Source organism: Pseudomonas sp. P39-UII1 (genome assembly GCF_039672635.1).
In the GTDB taxonomy this organism is placed as follows: Bacteria; Pseudomonadota; Gammaproteobacteria; order Pseudomonadales; family Pseudomonadaceae; genus Aquipseudomonas.
The window spans coordinates 139,478-158,178 of sequence record NZ_JBDFPP010000005.1 but is presented as its reverse complement, the minus strand read 5'-3'; the positions used below and the strand labels follow the sequence as shown (position 1 = coordinate 158,178).

Genomic DNA, 18,701 nt, shown 5'->3' with positions numbered 1-18,701 from the left:
GCCGTCAGCTGCGGCTGCGCCGGGCCTGCAGTTGCCGTTTGAGCACCTTCAGCGGTGGTGCGTAGAAGAACCCAAACGACACACTGCCCGTACGCCCTTTGACTGCATGGTGTAGCCGGTGGGCGCGGTGCAGGCGTTTGAGGTAACGGTTGATCGGGCGCGGCTTGCGTGGCCAGTGCCGATGGAAAAAGCCATCGTGCGCCAGCACATACAGCACGCCGTAACTCGCCACCCCGCCGCCGACCCACTGCAACGGAGCATGGCCGGCCTTGCCCAGCGCCATCAACGCGGCGGCGATCAGGCCCAGGGCCACCAGGTACAGGTCGTTGGTTTCGAGCATGCCCAGGTGCGGCTCGTGGTGCGAGCGGTGCAGCCACCAGCCCCAGCCATGCATGATGTATTTGTGCGCCAGTGTACCGACACCTTCCATGGCCACCAGGGTGCCGATCAGCACGACGAAGTTGAACAGCATGTAACGGTCCGGGGGATGACGAAGAATGGCGCAAGGGTACCGATTAGCGGCGTTTTTTTCCATGTGGGAGTGACCGGCTGTAGGGCATTTCCTTATGAAGCCATTGTCATGTTTTTACCCTTGACCCTGCGTGAACCGGGGCGTAAGGTCCACCCCGCAATTTTGCATCCCTCAACAGGAGCCCCGCTGTGGACAGTAGCCCCAGTCGCTTGCGACAGGCCCACTCGGCGAGCTAGTCCGGCAGCTTCCTGTCACTGTCTCGCTACCGGCTAGACGGTGGATTGCTCCAGCCAATCAAGGCTCGAGCCCCTCCTCTCTTCTTCCTCTTCGTGGTCCTGCGCATTTCTGGTTATTCAACCGCGCCACCTGACGTGGCGTCAGAGCGGGCACGTGCCCGCGCAAGAGGTTCGCTATGGATTGGAAAGTATTTCTGCTGCGTGTCAGCATCGCCTTGCTGCTGGGTGCCCTGATCGGTGCCGAGCGCCAACTGCGCCAACGCCTGACCGGGCTGCGCACCAATGCGCTGGTCAGCACCGGCGCCTGCCTGTTCGTACTGATGACCCAGGCGGTACCGGGCATGGCGCCCACCGATGCCTCACGGGTTGCGGCCTATGTGGTGTCGGGCATCGGTTTTCTGGGGGGCGGCGTAATCATGCGCGACGGTTTGACCGTGCGCGGCCTGAACACCGCGGCCACCCTGTGGTGCACGGCGGCGGTCGGGGTGCTGTGCAGCCTGGGCCTGCTGCTTGAAGCGGCGCTGGGTAGCCTGGTGGTGCTGTGTGCCAACATTCTGTTGCGTGATATCGCGCAACGCCTGGACCGGCAGGAGGTGCTGCCGGCCAGCGAGGTCGAACAACGCTACGAAGTGCGCGTAGTATGCCGCGCCGAAGATGAAATCCAGGTGCGCAGCCTGATGCTGCACAGCTTGGGCGACCCGGAGCTGCGCCTGCAGTCGCTGCACAGCGAAGACCTGGCCAACCCCGCGCGCCTGGAAGTTCGCGCCGAGCTGCTCGGCAACCCGCAGGCACCGGCGCAGCTGGAGCGGCTGGTCAGCCGCGTGAGCCTGGAGAAAGGCGTCAGTTCGGTGCGCTGGCAGCTGCAAGCGCAGGTATTGGCGACGGACTAAGGAGCGCTTGATGTCAATGCGCCAGCTCGTGGGTTGAGTACACTGCCCAGCGCTAGCCGGCGCTCATCGCCATGTTGCCTGCGACGGTGTAGCCGTCGCGCCCCTGCTGCTTGGCCTGGTACAACGCCCTGTCGGCTGCCGCCATCAGGCTTTCCGGGGTGCTCGCATCCAGTGCCGGGTGGCCTACGGCAATTCCGGCGCTGGCCGACACTCGCCCCAGCGGGCTAGCGGCATGCTCGATCACCTGGCGGCGCAGCAACTGCATGATCTCTTCGACAACCAGTTCGGCGCCCTGCACGTCGGTGTCCGGCAGCAACACGGTAAATTCTTCACCGCCATAGCGCACGGCGAGGTCGGCCGGCCGCTTCAATGCCTGCTGCAACAACTCGGCGAACCGCCGCAGGCACTGATCACCCGCCGGGTGGCCATAACGGTCGTTGTACAGTTTGAAGTAGTCCAGGTCGAGCATCACCAGCGCCAGCGCATACCCGTGGCGCCGCGCCCGGCGTATCTCTGCCTCGAACACCGCGTCCAGCCTGCGGCGGTTGCCCAGGCCGGTCAGGCTGTCGGTCAGGGCCAGCGACCTGAGGGTCTGATGCGCCTGGTGCAGTGCCCGTTCGATGGCAATCCGCTCGCGCAACTGGCGCAGTACCACCCAGCCAAACGCGCCCAAGCCCACCAGCAATAACAGCAAGACCGCCACCGACTTGAATACATCATGCCGCCAGGGCGCGATGATCGACTCACGGGACAAGCCCGCCTCCACCACCAACGGGTAACTGGTCAGTGCCCGATAAGCGTACAAGCGCGGTGTTCCGTCCACTACCGCCACCGCCTCGGCCAGCCCCTCGCTGGCATAGGGCAAGTGATCGCGAAATATTTCGCTTTTAGCCAGGCTGCGGCCTACCACCTGGTCGACGAAGGGCCGGCGGACCAGAATGGTGCCATCGCGCTTGGCCAGCACCAGCGCGCCGCGTTCGTCGATCCTGAAGTCACCGTAGTAGCGCACGAACCAATCCACCTTGATGGTCCCCAGCAATACCCCGGCAAAACTGCCGTCTGGGTTGTCCAGCCTGCGCGAGATGGGGATGATCAGGTCGCCGCTGGAGCGGCTGCGCACCACCGAGCCGATGCGCACGTTGCGGTCGGTATGGGTGCGGTGGAATACAAAGTAATCACGGTCGCCGTTATTGGCCTTGGGCGGAATCGCAGCCTGGTCGGTGACGATCCAGCTGCCATCCGCCCCATACACGAACAAACCCTGCAACTGCGGGATGATTGCCTTCTGCTGCGCCAGCAAGGCGTGCAGGCGCGGCCGGTCAAGGTGGCTGAAGCCATCGCCTTCCAGGCGCTCGGCCAGTGCTGCGGTAATGGCGTCGACCTGGCGGATGGCGTCCTCCGCATGTTGGGCGGTGGCCCTGGCCAGGTTGCTGACCATGTTCTCGGCATTGGTGAAGGCGTGCCGGTAGTCGCGCCAGATGCGCCAACCCTCGATCAACACGAAGGTCATCATCACCACGGCCATGAACGTCAATACCAGGCGGAACAGCGCTACCGCGCGCCCCTCACCGGGTACCCCGAACAGCCCGTCATCGTCCTGGTTGTTGGCCGCACTCATGGAAGTCCTTGCCCTCAAGCGTTCGCCGCTTACCACTATAGTTCAGCGCTGCTTGCGCGTGCCCAGCTCGATCCACGTCGGCGCATGGTCGCTGGCCTTGGGTTCGTTGCGTACCCAGGCATCGACCCCGCCCGCCTTGAGGTAGGGCGCAAGCTGCGGGTTGAGCAACAGATGGTCGATACGCAGCCCGGCGTTGCGTGCCCAGTGGTTACGGAAATAATCCCAGAAGGTATAGATGCGCTCTTCGGGATACAGCGCGCGGAGGGCGTCGGTCCAGCCTTGCTCCAGTAGCGACTGGTAGCAATCGCGGGACGCGGGCTGGAGCAAGGCATCCTTGCGCCAGGATTTCGGGTCATAGATGTCGAAATCAGTCGGCACCACATTGAAGTCGCCCGCCAGCACCGTTGGGTGGCCACTGCTCAGCAAGCCGCGTGCATGGGCGTTCAGGCATTCGAACCAGCGCAGTTTGTAGTCGAATTTCGGCCCCGGCTGCGGGTTGCCGTTGGGCAGGTAGAGGCACCCAACCAGCACCCCGTGCACTGCGGCCTCCAGGTAACGGCTCTGGTCGTCGTCTTCCATGCCTGGCAGCCCGCGGCGTACTTCCAGCGGCTGGCTGTCGCGCGCCAGGATCGCCACCCCGTTCCACGACGGCTGGCCGTGATGCAGGTAGCCATAGCCCGCCGCCTCAAAGGCGTCGCCCGGAAACTGGGCATCGGCTGCCTTGAGTTCCTGCAAGCAAGCGATATCGGGCTGTTCTCTCTCCAGCCACGCCAGAAGCGCCGGCAGGCGGCTACGGATGCCGTTGATATTGAAGGTGGCGATGCGCAGCGCTTTCATGCGTCCGGGTCTTCAACATGGGCCTGCACCGCCGCTTGCAGCGCGCCCAGGTGGGCTTCATCCGCCAGCGCCTTGAGTGCCAGCCAGTCGTCCCAGTCGATGGCGCCATCGTCGCGCAGCGCTTCGGCCGTGCGCACCAACTCATGGTGATAGGCATCCGGCGATTCGCGCCGGTAACTGTCATCGTCGTACTGCGCGTACCAGGCTTCAAGCTCGGGAATGCTGCGTTCGATGCTCATCCTCTGCTCCTTTGCGGCAACCTTTGAATGTGTGAGCTTAGCTGCCGGGCATCGTTCAACCGCAATGCCGTGGTGGTCGCCCTGGCCGCAAAAAAAAATTAAACCTATGGCCCTGCGCGCGGCTCAACCGTTAGCGACACTGAGGTCGCGCCACCGATAGCAAGGAGTGAAACATGAGCAATCTGTTCATCAAGCGCGCAGGTTTGTCGCTGGTGCTGGGCATGGCGTCGTGGCAGGCACTGGCGGCGTCCTCCGATGATTTCGTCGACGCGGCCACCGAGGCCGGGATCGCCGAGGTGGTCACCGGTAACCTGGCGCTGGAGAAAAGCCAGAACGCCGAGATCAAGACCTTCGCCCAGCAGATGGTCACCGACCACACCAAGGCCAACCAGAAACTTGGCGACATCGCCCGAAAACTCGATATCAGCGTGCCAGACGAGGCTGCACTGACCGATAAGGTCAAGAAGATGATCCTCGAATGGCGCGAGGAGTCGTTCGACAAGTCTTACGTCAACAATCAGGTCGATGCCCACGAGAAAGCCGTGGAGCTGTTCAAGAAGGAAGCCGCCTCATCCGACAAGGCTGAGCTGAAGGCTTTCGCCAGTGAAACGCTGCCTACGCTGGAGCACCACCTGGAGCAAGCCAAGGCGCTTCAGGCCACCCACGGCAAGTAATTGGAGGACCCAGATGACTAACGATAGCTTGCGCAGCGAAATCCTCACTCGGTTGCTGCATGCCCACCCGCACGGGCTGGGCAAGGAAGTGCTCGACAACTACCGCGGCGAGAAGGCGGTCGCTGATGTGCTCCATACCTTGCAGCAGCACGGGTTGATCCAGGACGGCAGCGTGGTTAGCGACAATGACCAGCCGTTGAGCATCAGTTACCCGATCAAGCTGTCTGCGGCCGGCGTTGAGGCAGCAAAGCAGGTTGAGGGTTAAACCCGCCTGGCAAGGCTCTGTGGGAGCGGGTTTGTGTACGATGCAAACGCCGCCATAACTGGCACCGGCCTCGCCGGTGTTCGCGGGGCAAGCCCGCTCCCACAGAATAAACGCTAACTTACTGATTTGGCGGGGATCCTGTAGGAGCGGCTTCAGCCGCGAACACCGGCGAAGCCGGTGCCATCCACCGCGGCACGCTCGCGGGCTTTGTTCTCTGCGCGACAGCGCAGCCCGAAGGGCTGGTTAATCGCCCACAAAATTACTTGGGCTCGCGTTCGGTAATGGTTGGGTGTGCCTTGAGTGCTTCATCACGCTTGAGCAATTGGTCTTCCAGAAACTGCAACTGCCTGCCCTGCTCCGCACACAGTACCCGCTTCTCCTCCAAGCTCTGGTTTTGCGCCTGCAGCTGCCGGCGCATTTCATCGCTGGCGCCCTGCGCCTGGGCCAGAATCGTACGCAAGCCCTGGATCTGTGTATCGCGCTGCTCGAGCAGGTCATCCAGAACCTTGCGTTCGCTGCTCGCCTGACGGTGCTCGCCAAGCAGGCGCTCGTTGTCCCGGTGCAGCCGGGTCAGTTCATCCTGTTTGACGATCAACCCCTGCTGCAGCTGGCGCATTTCGACCTGTAGCTGTTGCACCTGCGCTTCGTGGCGGCGCTGATCCTGCTCGCGCTGTTCACGGCTGGCGCTGCGGTAATGCTCCAATGCATCGCGTGCGTGCCGGTGTTTCTCCTCCAGCGAACGCACCTGCTCCTCCTTGTCAGCCAGGCGTACCTGCAGCTCGCCAAGTGCCTGGTTGAGGCTGGCGCCGCGCAGTTGCTCGGCTTGCAGTGTGCTTTGCGTAGCGCTCAAGCGCTCCGACTCGGCGGCCAGGGCGGCGGCCTGGATCTGCTGTTGCTGGTGCGCAGCGGCCAGCGCCTGCTGAGTCAGTTGCAACTGGGCTTCAAGTTGTTCGCGCTGTTCGTTGAAGCTGGCTTGCGCCTGCTCGACCCGCGCGTCCGCCTCTTCCTGCAGTTGCTCTGCCAGCTGCGCCACCAGTTTTGCCAACGTGTCACTCAACGCAGGTGTGCCCTGCAGCGCCGCAGGCTTAACCCCTTCGAGCTCCTTGAGGTAGCGGTGAATGGTGGTCTTCGAGCCAGTGTTGCCCAGCTCGATGCGTACTGCATCGATACTGGGGTACTCACCCCGGGCGATCAGCACCTGCCTTGCCTGCTGCACTACCGCCTTGTTGATGCCGCCCCGGGCCATGTTTGCTCCTACGATTTCGTGTTGTGGTACGTACTATGTATTTACGTACCAATTCTGTCTTTTTTCAGGCATTAATTCAAGCGACTACTAAGGCTTAATAATCACGGCTTATCGCATGAGATGGTGTGCAAAGGGGGGTTTAGCTGGGCTGAGGTAGCGGTGGCAGTACGAAAGGCGCTGAAAAGTGGGTTTGCAGGCGCCTTGAAGTTAGGTGGCGCTTGAGTCCACCATGGACAAAATGGCTATGCGCCCAATCAAGCCCCTACCCTTGGCCCAAGATGAACATCGAAAACTACAAGGCAATCGCCGACAGCATCGCGCTGCTGCTCTTCCCTCACGCTGAAGTCATCGTTCACGAGGTGAAGAGCCAGACGGTGGTCCACATCGCCAATAACTTCTCCAAGCGTGCACTGGGAGACGACTCGGCGCTGGACCTTGAGCTGGGCGACTTTCGCAACGCGGCCAAGCTGGGGCCCTACGAGAAGCTCAACTGGGACGGCCAGAAGATCCGCTCCATTACCACCGTGCTGTACAACCCGAACGGCGAAGCTGAGCACCTGTTGTGCATCAACCTGAATTTCTCGGTGCTGGAGCAGGCCCGCGAAGCACTCGATGCGTTCTTCCAGATCAGCCGCCTGGTGCCGCAACCGGACGCACTGTTCAAGGATGACTGGCAGGAGCGCATCAACACCTTCCTTCACGCCTGGCTCCAGGCGCGCAACCTGTCGCTGCGCACACTAAAGATGAAGGAGAAGCGCGCCCTGGTGGAGGCGCTGCATGCCGAAGGCGCATTCGAAGGCCGCAGCGGTGCCGACTATGTGGCCAATGTGCTGAACATGGGCCGGGCGACCGTTTACAAATACTTGAAGGAGCTGCGGGATCAGCCCGTCTGAATAGGTGTCCAGCACTTGTCCATTGTGGATATTGAGTCTATTGTGGACTCATATTCCACAAGCGGATTCTGTTCTCATGCCAGTCGATGCCCAGTACCTCGTCGCCCTGCACCACGCCATCGCTGAAGCACACCAGGCCCTGCGCCCTGAGGTAAGTGTCACCCCGCTCACCTACAGCGCCCGGCTGTCGGCATTGACCGAATGCAGCGTTTACCTGAAATGTGAACACCTGCAACACACCGGCTCGTTCAAATTCCGCGGCGCCAGTAATAAGCTGCGTCTGCTGCCGGCTGCGCAACGCACGCTTGGCGTCATCACCGCCTCGTCGGGCAACCACGGGCAAGCGCTCGCCCTGGCGGGCAAGGTCATGGGGGTGGCGGTCACCGTTTACACCACCACATCGGCGTCCGCCTACAAGCTCGGTGCCATTCGGGCGCTCGGCGCCGAGGTGGTCAGCCTCGACCTCGACCCGCTGGGCGTCGAGCTGGAAGCCGCACGGCAGGCCGCGCTCCAGGGCAAACCCTTCGTCTCGCCCTACAACGACCCGCAGGTCATCGCCGGCCAAGGCACCATCGGCATGGAGCTGTTCGAACAGGCCCCCGACCTGGATGCAGTGTTCGTCGCGGTTGGCGGTGGCGGCATGATCGCGGGCATCGGCGCTGCGCTACGTGCACGCAACCCAGGCATCGACATCATCGGTTGCTGGCCGGCCAACGCGCCCACGCTGCAACGTTCACTCGAAGCCGGGAGCATCATCGAGATGGAAGAAGCCGATACGATCTCCGACGGCACGGCCGGCGGTGTCGAACCCGGCGCCATCACCTTCCCGCTGTGCCAAGCACTGCTGACCCGCACCGTGCTGGTCAGCGAAGCAGAAATCAAGGCAGCCATGCGTGAAGTCGCCAGCGCTGAGCGCTGGATCATCGAAGGCGCGGCAGGTGTTGCGGTGGCCGGCATGCAGAAGCTGGCCAAGGACTACCGTGGCAAGCGTGTAGCCGTTGTGATTTGCGGCCGCAACATCGTGCTGGAGAAATTCCTCGAGGCGGTCCAATGAAAGTCTTCAATAAAGAACAGATCATTGCCCGGCTCGACATGGACCTGGCGGTGCAGCACCTTGAGCAAGATTTCATCGCCTTTTCGCAAGGCAAGGCCCAGGTGCCGCCGGTGCAGGCATTCGCGTTCCCCCAGGCGAACGGCGACTGCTGCATCAAATCTGCGCATGTCGAAGGCAGCGACACCTTCACGCTGAAGGTGTCGACTGGCTTCTATGACAACCCAGCCAAAGGCCTGCCCAGCAACGACGGCTTGATGATGGTGATCTCGGCCACCACCGGGCAGCCCATTGCCTTGCTGCAGGACGAGGGCTGGCTGACCTGTATCCGCACCGCGCTGGCCGGGCGCATCGCCGCCCGCTTGCTGGCCCCCTCGAAGGTCAACGCCATCGGTATTCTCGGCACTGGCACACAGGCGCGTATGCAGTTGGAACAGTTGGCTACCGTCACCCCTTGTCGCAAGGTGGTCGTGTGGGGGCGCAGCGAGGCCGCGCTGGCTGATTACAGTGCATTCGCCGAGGGTCTGGGGTATGAAACCGAGGTCACGCGCAGCGTTGAAGGGGTGGCACGCAACGCCAACCTGATCGTCTGTGCAACACCTTCGTGCGCACCGTTGCTGCACAGCGACTGGGTGCAACCTGGCACGCATATTACTGCCGTAGGCGCAGACGCACCGGGCAAGCAAGAGCTCGACCCGGTACTGGTCGCACGGGCAGACCGCATCATTGTCGACTCCATGTACCAATGCAGCCACTACGGTGAAGCCTCCCATGCACTGAACGCCGGCCTGATCGGCGAGCACCAGCTTGCAGAGCTTGGCGCGCTGCTTGAAGGCCGCGCGCCAGGCCGTGACAACGATCGGCAGATCACCCTGGCCGACCTGACTGGCGTGGCCGTGCAGGACGCCCAGATCTCAAGCTGTGCGCTGGCCTCACTGGGTATGTGAGCGCGCTACGATTGCGAAACTTCAGCCTCTGTCCGTGATGCCTTGGGCGAGGCCTTTTTCTCCTGCACCACGATGTAGAACTCCTCCCCGTGCTTGACCGCGCCGTACAGCACCGCTTTTTCAATCAGCTCGCTGCCGCGCAGGTGGCGCAGCATCATCGGGTCCTTGCGCAAGTCGCGGTACAGCGCAAGGCACAACAGCACCATCACCACCACAAAGGGCAGCGCCACCACAATGGTCAGGTTCTGCAGGCCCGTAAGCGCTTCACCCGGGTTACCAGAGTTACCAATGGCCAGCATGATGGCGGCCACGGTGCCGGTCAGTGCGCCCCAGAAAATCACGGTGCGGCGCGAGGGCTCCGTGGTGCCGTGTTCGGACAAAGTCCCCATCACCAGGGAGGCCGCATCGGCGCCAGAGACGAAGAAGATCGCCACAAGGATCATCACCAGTACCGAAGTCGCCGCTGCAAACGGGTAGCTGTCGAGTAGCTGATACAGCGCATGGTTGCTGTTCACCGCGCCGTCGATCAGCACGAAGGTGCCCTCACGCAGCGCATCGATGCCGGCACCGCCGAAAATGCTGAACCACACCAGGCTGACCAGGCCTGGCACCAGCAGCACGCCGCTGACGAACTGGCGGATGCTGCGCCCACGGCTGATACGGGCGATGAACATGCCGACGAAGGGCGTCCAGGAAATCCACCAGGCCCAGTAAAACACCGTCCAGCTGGCCAGCCAGCTGTCCATCGCATCGCCGCCACTGGCGCTGGTGCGCGCCATCATCTCGGGCAGCAGCTTTATATAGACGCCGATCGAGGTTGGCAGCAGGTTGAGCATCAACAGCGTCGGGCCGACCAGAAACACGAACACCGCCAGCGCCAGTGCCAGCACCATGTTGGTGTTGGACAGCCACTGGATGCCTTTGCCGATGCCCGACACCGCCGAGGCAACGAAAGCGATGGTCAGCAACGTGATGAGGCCGATGTAGAACAGCTTGCCGGGGTTTTCGATCCAGCCGTTGTATTCCAGGCCGCCGGCGATCTGCAGGGCACCGAGCCCCAGCGACGCCGCCGAACCGAACAGGGTGGCGAAGATCGCCATCATGTCGATCACCCGGCCGATGGGGCCATTGGCATGTTTGCCTATCAAGGGCCGGAACGCGGTGGAAATCAGCTGCGAGCGCCCGCGGCGAAAGGTGCCATAGGCGATCGCCAGGCCAACGATGGCGTACATCGCCCAGGGGTGCAGCGACCAGTGAAACAGCGTGGTGGCCATCGCCACCTGCAGCGCCTCGTCGGACTGCCCGGCGGCAGTGCCCGGCGGCGGTGATACGTAGTGCGACAGCGGCTCGGCCACGCCGAAGAACATCAGGCCGATGCCCATGCCCGCGCTGAACATCATGGCAACCCAGGACACCGTGCGAAATTCCGGCGCTTCGCCATCACGCCCCAATGGAATTCGGCCGTAGCGGCTGGCGGCCAGCCACAGCACGAAGATTACGAAGAAGGTCGAGGTGAGGACGAAGAACCAGCCAAAATTGACGATGATCCAGGACTGTGCCGTGGATGCGCTGGCGGCGAGGCTTGCCTGGTTGACGAACCCCCAGAGGATGAAAGCGATGGCCAGGAGGCTGGTGAAGCCGAACACCACCCAGTCGAGCTTGCCTTCAAGGTGACGGTCCTGCCTGGCTTCGGCAGTCTTGGACGGGTCGGTGACGCCGAGCGCCGGTGTTTCAACGTTCTCTTGCGTTGCCATCGATGGGCCCTTTTCGGTTTGCTGCAGGCTTTTGTTGTTTTAGTTGCGAGCGATGCCTGCGCTAGAACCGGGGTCGGCCACAGGGGAGGCCCCGTGATTATCCAGTGCCCGAATTGACGGCCCCTATTCCAGGACCGTCGTGGCACGTCCAATCAACGACCTGCCACTCCCACAAAAATGCCGCAGCATTCAAGCTGCGTTATCCAACCCCATCTGCCAGAAATCCGCCTCCAGCCGCGAAGCCTGGCCGAAGACCCCCGCCAGTTCGACAAAGCGCTGCTCGGTCATGCTGCGTGCCGCCAGCTCATCGAGGTGCTTGCGTGCATTGGCCGCCACCCCTTGATACCCGTCGCCCGCGTATTCACCAATCCACTCCCGGTAAGGGTGGTTGCTCAGGTCACCGATCTGCGCCGCCAGCGTGCGACCAATCTCGGCGTAGCCAATCACGCACGGCGCCAACGCCACGTGCAGCTCCAATAGGTCACCGGCCGCGCCGCAGTCAAGCACATACCGGGTGTAAGCCACCGTCGCCTGGTGCTCCGGCGCCGCCTCGATATCGGCCTGCGACAAGCCCCAGCGGGCGCACAGGCGCAGGTGCAGTTCGGTTTCATCGAGGATCGCCCCGAGCGTCGCCTGGGCGGCGCGGATGTCGGCCGGCAGGCGGCTCTTGTAGGCCGCCAGTGCCCAGGCGCGGGCGAACTGGATGAGGAACAGGTAGTCCTGTACCAGGTATGTCCGGAAGGCGTCCTCACTCAAGGTGCCCTCACCCATCTGCCGCACGAAATCGTGGTCCACGTAACTGGACCACTGCGGTGCGGTGGCAGCTTTCAGGCGCGCAAAGGTATCCATGGTCAGGCCTCCTCGTCGTAGATCGCGTCAAAGAAGGCAAGCTCAAGGGCCACGGTGCGCGCAAAGAAGTCGCTGCTCAGTGCAGCCTGTTGCGGCCCTACCCGGTCGAGTTCGGTTTGCAGAAAGCCGACGAATTCGGCGAACGCCGGGTTGTCATGCAGGGTGATCCATTCGGCATGCACGAAATTACCGGGTAGTGGTTTGGCTGCCTTGGTCGCCCAGTCCAGGTACAGGCCTTCGGCAACGTTCAGCACCGCCAGCGCCGCTGCGTAGCAACGGGTGGCTGCAGCCTCGCGCATGATTGCCTTGAAGCCTTCAGTGGGTACCGTGTCCTTGGGTTCGGTGCGCTGCGCGGGGCTGACGTCCAGCGCCTCGAACGCACGCAGGAAGTAAGTGTTTTCGTCGCTGGAGATCATCCCGGCGAAGCGGCCGAAACGCAGGCGCGCCTCGAAGGTGTCGGCGCTGGCAATGGCAGCGCCCAGCAGGGTCAGGAAGCTGTCGAGAAAGCGATGGTCCTGGACCAGGTAGCGAACCATGATCGGGTCCGCCACGGTGCCGGCGCAGAGTTCGCGGACGAAGCGGTGGCCAACGGCAGCCGACCAGGTTGGCTCGTTCTGGCGACGCAGGGTTTCGGTGAAGCGTGCGGTCATGGTGCTGTCCTCCATGGGGTGACAGCGAGACCGTTGCGTTGGTGCATGGAGCGGCCTCGCAGTGAGGCCGGCAAAAAGGCAGGTCGGCAGTCCCATCCCTTCGCCGGCATGATCCGGATCAGGTTCTAAGGGTCACCGCGCTGCAATGCCAGCGGTCTCTCAGCCCGTTGCCGGACTCCCCTTGGTGGGGTGCAGGTATACAGCACTTGCACGGGCATTGTCACGGGCCCAGTCACCAGAGCTGCCAGTCACGCATCTGTGGGTAGCCCCGCGAAAGGGCCGGGACAGGCAAACCAATAAGCTTTATGGTGTCACTGTCTATCACCACACCGCCGACCATGACCGACATCGAGCGCTACGTACGCGCCGCCACCCGCGACAACACGCGCCGCAGCTACCAGGCCGCCATCGAGCACTACGAGGCGCACTGGGGCGGCTTTCTGCCGGCCACTGCCGACAGCATTGCCCGCTACCTGGCCGACCATGCCGAACAGCATGCGGTCAGCACCCTGCGCCAACGCCTGGCAGCGCTAAGCCAATGGCACATCAGCCAAGGCTTCCCCGACCCGACCAAGGCGCCGCTGGTACGCCAGGTGCTGCGCGGCATCCGCACCTTGCACCCGACGCCGCCGAAGCAGGCCGCGCCGCTGCTGTTGCAGCACCTGCAAACTGCCGTCGAACATTTTGCAGAAGAAGCCCGGCAGGCCCGCGAGCACCACGACCTGCCGGCGTTGCGCCGCGCCAGGCGCGATACCGCACTACTGCTGCTGGGGTTCTGGCGGGGCTTTCGCGGTGATGAACTGGCGCGCCTGCGCGTCGAGCATATCCAGGCCGAGGCCGGCGTCGGCATCACCCTGTTCCTGCCACGCAGCAAGGGCGACCGTGAAGCCCTCGGCGTGCAGCATCGCACCCCGGCACTCAAGGCGCTGTGCCCGGTCACGGCCTACCTGCAATGGCTGGAAGTCGCCGGCATCGCCCACGGCCCGGTGTTTCGCAAGCTCGACCGTTGGGGCAACCTGAGCGACACGCCGCTCAACAGCAACAGCCTGGTCGGCCTGCTGCGGCGCATGCTCGAACGCGGCGGTGTGCCCGCCGCGCTGTACACCGGCCACTCCCTGCGCCGCGGCTTTGCCACCTGGGCCACGGCCAACGGCTGGGAGTTGAAGTCGCTGATGAGTTACGTGGGCTGGAAGGACGCCAAGTCGGCCTTGCGCTACATCGACTCGGCCCAGCGCTTTGGCGAACTGGCCGTGTTACCGGCCAGCCAGGTGCAAGCGCTTATTCCTTGAAGGTGTAGCGCGCGATGCCGCCCACTTCCGGGCGGATCGCATACAGGTCACCGGCGTCCGGGTAGTGGCGCAGCTCTGCTGGCGACATGCCGACGCGAGCCGTGGTGATGAACAGCGTGTCCATGCCATCGCCACCGAAGCAGACGCTGGTCGGGCGCGGCACGGGCATCACCACCTGGTCGGTCAGGTGGCCGTGGCGGTCATAGCGCAACAGGCAGCTGCCATTGAACTGGCACACCCACAGCCCGCCTTCACGATCCAGCGCAATACCGTCCGGGCGGCCCAGCTCGGCCGGCGTTTCGGCGAACAGGCTGACCTGCTCCAGTCGGCCTTCGGGCAGGTATTCGGCGCGGTAGATCGCGCGGGCAACGGAATCGACGAAGAATACCGTCTGGCCGTCGGCCGACCAGGTAATGCCGTTAGGCAACGACAAGCCGTCGTGGATCACCTCATCGTGCAGCTCGCCGTCGAAGCGGAACAAGGCGCCGGTCTTGCCGCTTGGCCCCTCGTCCATCAGGCCGGTGACGAAGCGCCCGTGTGGGTCACAGGCGCCATCGTTGAACCGGTAGCTCGGGCGGTGGTGCACCGGCATCGAGTACTGGCGCACCTTGCCCGGCGCCACATCGAGGATGGCAACGCTGGCGTCCTCGGTGAAGATCAGGTTGCCTTGGTCGGTCAGCGCCAGGGCGCCGATGCGCGCAGCCGATTCATACAGTTTTTCGACCTCACCATCGGGCAGCAGCCGGTGGATACGCCCGCCGGTGATATCGACGAAATACAGCGCGCCCGTGCGCGCATCCCACACCGGGCTCTCGCCCAGGTCGGCGCGGGTGTTGGCGACCTTGATCGGCACGTAGTGGCATTCCTTGATGCGGCTCCAGCGCTCGGCCACTTCGGCCAGGCTAGACGCTTCAACCCGCGCCAGGTCACGCGGGTAGCTGACCCCGCTGTTTTCGCTGAAACGCGTGGCGGTGAACTGGCCATTGCTGGCGCGCAGGATGTAGCCGGTGTCCCGGCACAGCGGGCTGGCCAGGTACAGCACGCCTGGTGTCACCCATTCCGGCTTGAGCTCTTCTGGCGGCTGGGTCACGCCCCACATGCGGGTCTTGGCCACCGGCGAGATCGCGTTGACCAGGATGCCGTGCTCCAGCCCTTCCATGCTCAGTGCATTCATGATGCCCACCTGGGCCATCTTGCCCGCCGAATAGGCAACCAGGCCCGGCTGGGCGTAGCGCTGGTACATGGCGCGGTCCGAGGTGGTCAGCACGATACGCGGCGCTTCGGAGGCCTTGAGGTGCTTCCAGGCGTGCTTGGCCAACCATACCGGGGCATGCACGCTGATACCCAGGGCGCGTTCGAGAAACGCCTGCTCCTGGGTCTCGATGCCTTGGTAATCGACCCAGCCGGCGTTGTGGATGAGGATGTCCAGCGCACCGAAATGGCTGATGGCCAGCTCGACCAGCTGGCGGCATTCTTCTTCGTTTTCCAGGTGGCCGACATGGGCGACCACGTCGTGCCCCTTGGCTTTCAGGGCGTCGAGGGCAACGCTGACGGCCGCCGGGTCCTGGCCTTCGCCGGAACGGTCAGTGCCCAGGTCGCTGATGACCACCCGCGCACCGCGTGCGGCCAACGCCATGGCGTAATCCAGGCCTAGGCCCTGGGCGGCACCGGTGACGATGGCCACTTTATTCTTGAATGGGTCTGTGCTTGGCATTGTAGAGCCCTTCCGATTCTCCTTTTTTTACGATAACAATAAAAAAATCAATGACTTAATATTAAAAGCATGCAACTTTGATATCTCCGAGATATCACCTGAAACCCGCCACATGCCGATGTACGCCAGCCACCCGCGTGATGCCCTACAAAAGGCGATGGCAGCAGAGGCTTTGTCGCCGCGATGTCACGCACTATGATGGCCGCCTTGCAGGGTCGGCCGCCGGAAAACGCCTTCCTGGCGCCCGTTCGACTCGATGAAGGAACGTAAGCATGATCGAGACACGTTTGCTCAGGCAGTTCATTGCCGTGGCCGAGGAGCTGCACTTTCACAAGGCAGCCATTCGCCTGCACATGGCGCAGCCACCCCTGAGCCAGGCGATCAACCGACTCGAAGAGAAGCTGGGCTTCAGCCTATTCCTGCGCAACAAGCGGGGGGTCAAGCTGACGGCGGCCGGCATGGCGTTTCTGGAAACCGCTTACCGCACGCTCAAGGAGCTGGAGCAAGGCATCGAGTACGCGCGCAACGTCTCTGAAGGGATCTGCGGCAAGCTGACCATCACCGCTATTTCCATCGCTTACTACGAGTCACTGCTCAATACCCTGAAGAAATTTCGGGAAATCTACCCGAACGTGCGGCTGACCATCCGCGAAATGCCCTCGGCTTCCCAGGCCAAGGCGTTGATGGCTGGCGAGGCGGACATCGGCTTCATGCGCAAGCTGCCGATGCCGCCGGACACCATCGAATCGCGGCTGCTGCTCAACGAGCAGATCGTCATGGCCCTCCCTGCCAGCCACCCCAAGGCGCAGCAGCCGGTGGTCGACCTGCGTGATTTTGCCGAAGAGGACTTCGTGTTCACCCCGCAGGCGCTGGGCAGCGGCTACCACAGCCAGTTGATCGCCCTGTGCGAATCGGCCGGATTCTACCCCAAGGTGGTGCAGGAAGCGGCGCAGATCCATACCCTGATCGGCCTGGTGGCCTGCGGCTTCGGCGTGGCCCTGGTGCCGGAGTCGATCGCCTATTCCACCCTGCGCGACCGCGTGCAGTTCCGCCCGATCCGGCCGATCAAGGACCAGCCTACGCCGACCATGGGCCTGTACATGAACTGGAACATCCAGAACGCGTCCCCGGCCCTGGGCAGTTTCATTTCCATGCTCGACCTGGGCGCGCCACGGCGCTATGCCGACACCATCCAGAACCCGGTGATGCTGGATGGTAGCGACAACCGCGAACTACAGCGTTAAGCGGTATTCGCGCAGCCAGGCATCCAGCGCCAAGGCCGTCTCCAGGTTGTTGCGGCGCAGCTGCGAATTGAAATAACCCTCCGCCTGGCGCAATTCAGCCGCCAGCCGGCCCCGGTCGATCACCGCGAACACCGGGCTGCCGGCCTCTGCCAGCAAGCCCTGGGCACGCTCACGCAGGAACCGTTCGTAGGCCAGGTTGGCCGAGGTCGGGTACGGGCTCTTGCGCCGCTGCAATACGGCCGGCGGCAAGATGTCCTTGCAGGCCTGCTTGAGCAGCCATTTCTCTTCGCCGTCCTTGCCCTTGATCGCCCACGGCACGTTGTACACGTACTCCACCAACTGATGGTCGGTGAACGGCACCCGCACCTCCAGGCTGGCGGCCATGCTCAAGCGGTCCTTGCGGTCGAGCAGGATCGGCAGCCAGCGCTGCAGGTGCATGTGGCACAGCTCGCGCATGCGCCGTTCCCGCGGGCTGTCACCTGGCAAGTGCTCGACACTGTCCAGCGCCTGGTGATAGCAACTGCTCTGGTAATCAACGAAGTTGCACTGGCGGTTGAAATCGGGGTTGATCAGTTCGGGCTGCAGCAACTGCATGCGCGAAAGCCACGGGAAGCGTTGCGCCGCAATGGCCTGCGGGTCGCGGAACCAGGCGTAACCGCCAAATACCTCGTCCGCCGCCTCGCCGGAGATGGCCACCGTGGAATGCCCGCGAATGGCCTTGAACAGCACATACAGCGAGGTGTCCACATCGCCGAAGGTGGCCGCCGAGTCATTGGCCCGGTACACCGCCCTGCGTGCATGGGCTGCGACCAGCTCGCGGTTGTCGATGAGGATGGTCTGGTGGTGGCTACCGATGTACTCGGCGGCCGCCAGCGCGAAGGGCTGGTCGCGCTCCGGGCGAAATTCATCGCTCTGGAACTGCTCGGCCTGGCCGACGAAGTCCACCGAGAACGAATTGACCGCGCCACCCTGCTGCGCCTGCAACCGTTGCTGCGCCATGGCGGTGAGGATGGTCGAATCCAGCCCGCCAGACAGCAGCGAGCAGACCGGCACGTCGGCATGCAACTGCTCGCCCAGCGCGTTACCGAGCAGCTCCCGGGTGCGCGCCACGGTGGTGGCCAGATCATCCGCATGCTCGCGCCGCTGCAACTGCCAGTAGCGGCTGAGCTTCGGTTGCCTGTTGGGCCGCCAGGACAGACGATGCCCCGGTGGCAGTTCGCTGATCCCGCGCAGGGCTGTGCGCACGGTGCCGCGAGACAGGCTCAGGTCGTCAACGAGGCCGACCACATCCAGCGCGCTGGTGAACTCCGGGTGCGCCAGAATGGCCTTGACCTCCGAACCGAACAGCAGCCCCTGCTGATGGCGGGCGTAATACAGCGGCTTGACCCCCAGGCGGTCCCGCACCAGCAGGAAGTGCCCGTCGCGCCCGTCGAACACGGCGAAGGCGAACATGCCACTCAGGTGCTCGCAGCACTGCTCCCCCCACTCCAGGTAGGCATGCAGCACCACTTCGGTGTCGCTGCGGGTATGGAACGGGTGGCCGGCCTTCTGTAGCTGCTCACGCAGTGCGTTGTGGTTGTAGACCTCGCCGGTGTAGATCAGGGCGATTTCCTCGCCGCCGGCACAGCGGTAGGTCATCGGCTGTACGCCGCCGCCAAGGTCGATGATCGCCAGGCGCCGGTGGCCCAGCAGGGCGTTACGATGCAGCCAGCTGCCGCTGGCATCCGGCCCGCGCAGGGCCAGGGTATCGGTCATGGCGCCGAGCGCCGAGGTGGCCTGGGCCAGGTCGCGGGTGTAGTCCACCCAGCCTGTGATTCCGCACATGCTGCGCTC

Annotated in this window: 18 protein-coding genes, 1 pseudogene and 1 riboswitch; of the genes and pseudogenes, 8 read left to right on the top strand and 11 right to left on the bottom strand. The window is 63.5% G+C overall.

What is annotated here, in order from left to right; genetic code table 11:
* Positions 1 to 4: 4 nt before the first annotated feature.
* Entirely contained in the window at positions 5 to 472 is a 468-nt protein-coding gene (locus tag ABEH27_RS09315; protein ID WP_346613298.1) for a sterol desaturase family protein, read from the bottom strand.
* Positions 473 to 884: 412 nt separating this feature from the next.
* Between ABEH27_RS09315 and ABEH27_RS09310 the strand changes: the two genes are divergently transcribed.
* On the top strand, positions 885 to 1,598 hold the full coding sequence (locus tag ABEH27_RS09310; RefSeq protein WP_346613297.1) for an MgtC/SapB family protein: 714 nt from the start codon (positions 885 to 887) through the stop codon (positions 1,596 to 1,598).
* Between the two features lie 52 nt (positions 1,599 to 1,650).
* On the opposite strand, the gene ABEH27_RS09305 is transcribed toward ABEH27_RS09310, so the two are convergent.
* The 3 genes from ABEH27_RS09305 to ABEH27_RS09295 are packed head-to-tail and all read right to left on the bottom strand — an operon-like array spanning position 1,651 to position 4,292.
* Positions 1,651 to 3,216: a sensor domain-containing diguanylate cyclase gene (locus ABEH27_RS09305; protein WP_346613296.1), complete on the bottom strand. Its 1,566-nt coding sequence runs from the start codon at positions 3,214 to 3,216 to the stop codon at positions 1,651 to 1,653.
* 42 nt (positions 3,217 to 3,258) lie between these two features.
* On the bottom strand, positions 3,259 to 4,053 hold the full coding sequence (gene xth, locus ABEH27_RS09300; RefSeq protein WP_346613295.1) for an exodeoxyribonuclease III: 795 nt from the start codon (positions 4,051 to 4,053) through the stop codon (positions 3,259 to 3,261).
* On the bottom strand, positions 4,050 to 4,292 hold the full coding sequence (locus ABEH27_RS09295) for a hypothetical protein (RefSeq protein ID WP_346613294.1): 243 nt from the start codon (positions 4,290 to 4,292) through the stop codon (positions 4,050 to 4,052). Before ABEH27_RS09295 ends, xth begins: the two co-directional genes overlap by 4 nt.
* A gap of 173 nt (positions 4,293 to 4,465) precedes the next feature.
* On the opposite strand from ABEH27_RS09295, the gene ABEH27_RS09290 reads away from it, so the two are divergent.
* Positions 4,466 to 4,966, top strand: coding sequence for a DUF4142 domain-containing protein (locus ABEH27_RS09290; RefSeq protein WP_346613293.1), 501 nt, complete (start codon positions 4,466 to 4,468; stop codon positions 4,964 to 4,966).
* A 13-nt stretch (positions 4,967 to 4,979) separates the two neighbouring features.
* Positions 4,980 to 5,231 carry a hypothetical protein gene (locus ABEH27_RS09285; protein ID WP_346613292.1) on the top strand — a complete coding sequence of 84 codons (252 nt, stop codon included), beginning with the start codon at positions 4,980 to 4,982 and terminating at the stop codon, positions 5,229 to 5,231.
* A 259-nt stretch (positions 5,232 to 5,490) separates the two neighbouring features.
* Here the strand turns inward: ABEH27_RS09285 and ABEH27_RS09280 are convergent, their stop codons facing one another.
* Positions 5,491 to 6,477: a DNA-binding protein gene (locus tag ABEH27_RS09280; protein ID WP_346613291.1), complete on the bottom strand. Its 987-nt coding sequence runs from the start codon at positions 6,475 to 6,477 to the stop codon at positions 5,491 to 5,493.
* Positions 6,478 to 6,755: 278 nt separating this feature from the next.
* On the opposite strand from ABEH27_RS09280, the gene ABEH27_RS09275 reads away from it, so the two are divergent.
* From ABEH27_RS09275 to ABEH27_RS09265, 3 genes are all read left to right on the top strand, one after another.
* Entirely contained in the window at positions 6,756 to 7,370 is a 615-nt protein-coding gene (locus ABEH27_RS09275; RefSeq protein WP_346613290.1) for a PAS domain-containing protein, read from the top strand.
* A 76-nt stretch (positions 7,371 to 7,446) separates the two neighbouring features.
* Positions 7,447 to 8,424: a threonine/serine dehydratase gene (locus ABEH27_RS09270; protein WP_346613289.1), complete on the top strand. Its 978-nt coding sequence runs from the start codon at positions 7,447 to 7,449 to the stop codon at positions 8,422 to 8,424.
* The gene (locus tag ABEH27_RS09265; protein WP_346613288.1) at positions 8,421 to 9,368 is read left to right on the top strand and encodes an ornithine cyclodeaminase family protein; all 948 of its coding nucleotides are present in this window, start codon (positions 8,421 to 8,423) and stop codon (positions 9,366 to 9,368) included. The genes ABEH27_RS09270 and ABEH27_RS09265 overlap by 4 nt, the downstream gene beginning before the upstream one ends.
* A 5-nt stretch (positions 9,369 to 9,373) precedes the next feature.
* Here ABEH27_RS09265 and ABEH27_RS09260 read toward each other — a convergent pair whose 3' ends face one another.
* The 3 genes from ABEH27_RS09260 to ABEH27_RS09250 all read right to left on the bottom strand — a co-directional run bounded on the left by ABEH27_RS09260 (position 9,374) and on the right by ABEH27_RS09250 (position 12,621).
* A complete protein-coding gene (locus ABEH27_RS09260) occupies positions 9,374 to 11,122 on the bottom strand; it encodes a BCCT family transporter (protein WP_346613287.1) in 1,749 nt (582 codons plus the stop codon).
* A 189-nt stretch (positions 11,123 to 11,311) separates the two neighbouring features.
* On the bottom strand, positions 11,312 to 11,971 hold the full coding sequence (gene tenA, locus ABEH27_RS09255) for a thiaminase II (RefSeq protein ID WP_346613286.1): 660 nt from the start codon (positions 11,969 to 11,971) through the stop codon (positions 11,312 to 11,314).
* A gap of 2 nt (positions 11,972 to 11,973) precedes the next feature.
* Positions 11,974 to 12,621 carry a TenA family protein gene (locus tag ABEH27_RS09250; RefSeq protein WP_346613285.1) on the bottom strand — a complete coding sequence of 216 codons (648 nt, stop codon included), beginning with the start codon at positions 12,619 to 12,621 and terminating at the stop codon, positions 11,974 to 11,976.
* A 78-nt stretch (positions 12,622 to 12,699) separates the two neighbouring features.
* Positions 12,700 to 12,813: riboswitch (TPP riboswitch) on the bottom strand.
* 116 nt (positions 12,814 to 12,929) lie between these two features.
* Here ABEH27_RS09250 and ABEH27_RS09245 point away from each other — a divergent pair.
* On the top strand, positions 12,930 to 13,910 hold the full coding sequence (locus tag ABEH27_RS09245; protein ID WP_346613284.1) for a site-specific integrase: 981 nt from the start codon (positions 12,930 to 12,932) through the stop codon (positions 13,908 to 13,910).
* Here the strand turns inward: ABEH27_RS09245 and ABEH27_RS09240 are convergent.
* Together ABEH27_RS09240 and ABEH27_RS09235 are read right to left on the bottom strand one after the other, a co-directional pair.
* Complete coding sequence (locus tag ABEH27_RS09240) at positions 13,900 to 14,952, bottom strand: SMP-30/gluconolactonase/LRE family protein (protein WP_346613479.1); 1,053 nt, start codon at positions 14,950 to 14,952, stop codon at positions 13,900 to 13,902. The genes ABEH27_RS09245 and ABEH27_RS09240 overlap by 11 nt on opposite strands.
* A 51-nt stretch (positions 14,953 to 15,003) precedes the next feature.
* Positions 15,004 to 15,624, bottom strand: a pseudogene (locus tag ABEH27_RS09235) (SDR family oxidoreductase); the annotation flags it as partial.
* Positions 15,625 to 15,896: 272 nt separating this feature from the next.
* Here ABEH27_RS09235 and ABEH27_RS09230 point away from each other — a divergent pair.
* Positions 15,897 to 16,868: a LysR family transcriptional regulator gene (locus tag ABEH27_RS09230; protein WP_346613283.1), complete on the top strand. Its 972-nt coding sequence runs from the start codon at positions 15,897 to 15,899 to the stop codon at positions 16,866 to 16,868.
* On the opposite strand, the gene asnB is transcribed toward ABEH27_RS09230, so the two are convergent.
* Positions 16,857 to 18,692, bottom strand: a complete 1,836-nt coding sequence (asnB, locus tag ABEH27_RS09225; RefSeq protein ID WP_346613282.1) for an asparagine synthase (glutamine-hydrolyzing) — start codon at positions 18,690 to 18,692, stop codon at positions 16,857 to 16,859. The genes ABEH27_RS09230 and asnB overlap by 12 nt on opposite strands.
* Positions 18,693 to 18,701: the final 9 nt, after the last annotated feature.

Coding starts and splice junctions, on each gene's coding strand:
- ABEH27_RS09315 (WP_346613298.1), bottom strand. CDS start 472: ATGCTGTTCAACTTCGTCGTGCTGATCGGCACCCTGGTGGCCATGGAA.
- ABEH27_RS09310 (WP_346613297.1), top strand. CDS start 885: ATGGATTGGAAAGTATTTCTGCTGCGTGTCAGCATCGCCTTGCTGCTG.
- ABEH27_RS09305 (WP_346613296.1), bottom strand. CDS start 3,216: ATGAGTGCGGCCAACAACCAGGACGATGACGGGCTGTTCGGGGTACCC.
- xth (WP_346613295.1), bottom strand. CDS start 4,053: ATGAAAGCGCTGCGCATCGCCACCTTCAATATCAACGGCATCCGTAGC.
- ABEH27_RS09295 (WP_346613294.1), bottom strand. CDS start 4,292: ATGAGCATCGAACGCAGCATTCCCGAGCTTGAAGCCTGGTACGCGCAG.
- ABEH27_RS09290 (WP_346613293.1), top strand. CDS start 4,466: ATGAGCAATCTGTTCATCAAGCGCGCAGGTTTGTCGCTGGTGCTGGGC.
- ABEH27_RS09285 (WP_346613292.1), top strand. CDS start 4,980: ATGACTAACGATAGCTTGCGCAGCGAAATCCTCACTCGGTTGCTGCAT.
- ABEH27_RS09280 (WP_346613291.1), bottom strand. CDS start 6,477: ATGGCCCGGGGCGGCATCAACAAGGCGGTAGTGCAGCAGGCAAGGCAG.
- ABEH27_RS09275 (WP_346613290.1), top strand. CDS start 6,756: ATGAACATCGAAAACTACAAGGCAATCGCCGACAGCATCGCGCTGCTG.
- ABEH27_RS09270 (WP_346613289.1), top strand. CDS start 7,447: ATGCCAGTCGATGCCCAGTACCTCGTCGCCCTGCACCACGCCATCGCT.
- ABEH27_RS09265 (WP_346613288.1), top strand. CDS start 8,421: ATGAAAGTCTTCAATAAAGAACAGATCATTGCCCGGCTCGACATGGAC.
- ABEH27_RS09260 (WP_346613287.1), bottom strand. CDS start 11,122: ATGGCAACGCAAGAGAACGTTGAAACACCGGCGCTCGGCGTCACCGAC.
- tenA (WP_346613286.1), bottom strand. CDS start 11,971: ATGGATACCTTTGCGCGCCTGAAAGCTGCCACCGCACCGCAGTGGTCC.
- ABEH27_RS09250 (WP_346613285.1), bottom strand. CDS start 12,621: ATGACCGCACGCTTCACCGAAACCCTGCGTCGCCAGAACGAGCCAACC.
- ABEH27_RS09230 (WP_346613283.1), top strand. CDS start 15,897: ATGATCGAGACACGTTTGCTCAGGCAGTTCATTGCCGTGGCCGAGGAG.
- asnB (WP_346613282.1), bottom strand. CDS start 18,692: ATGTGCGGAATCACAGGCTGGGTGGACTACACCCGCGACCTGGCCCAG.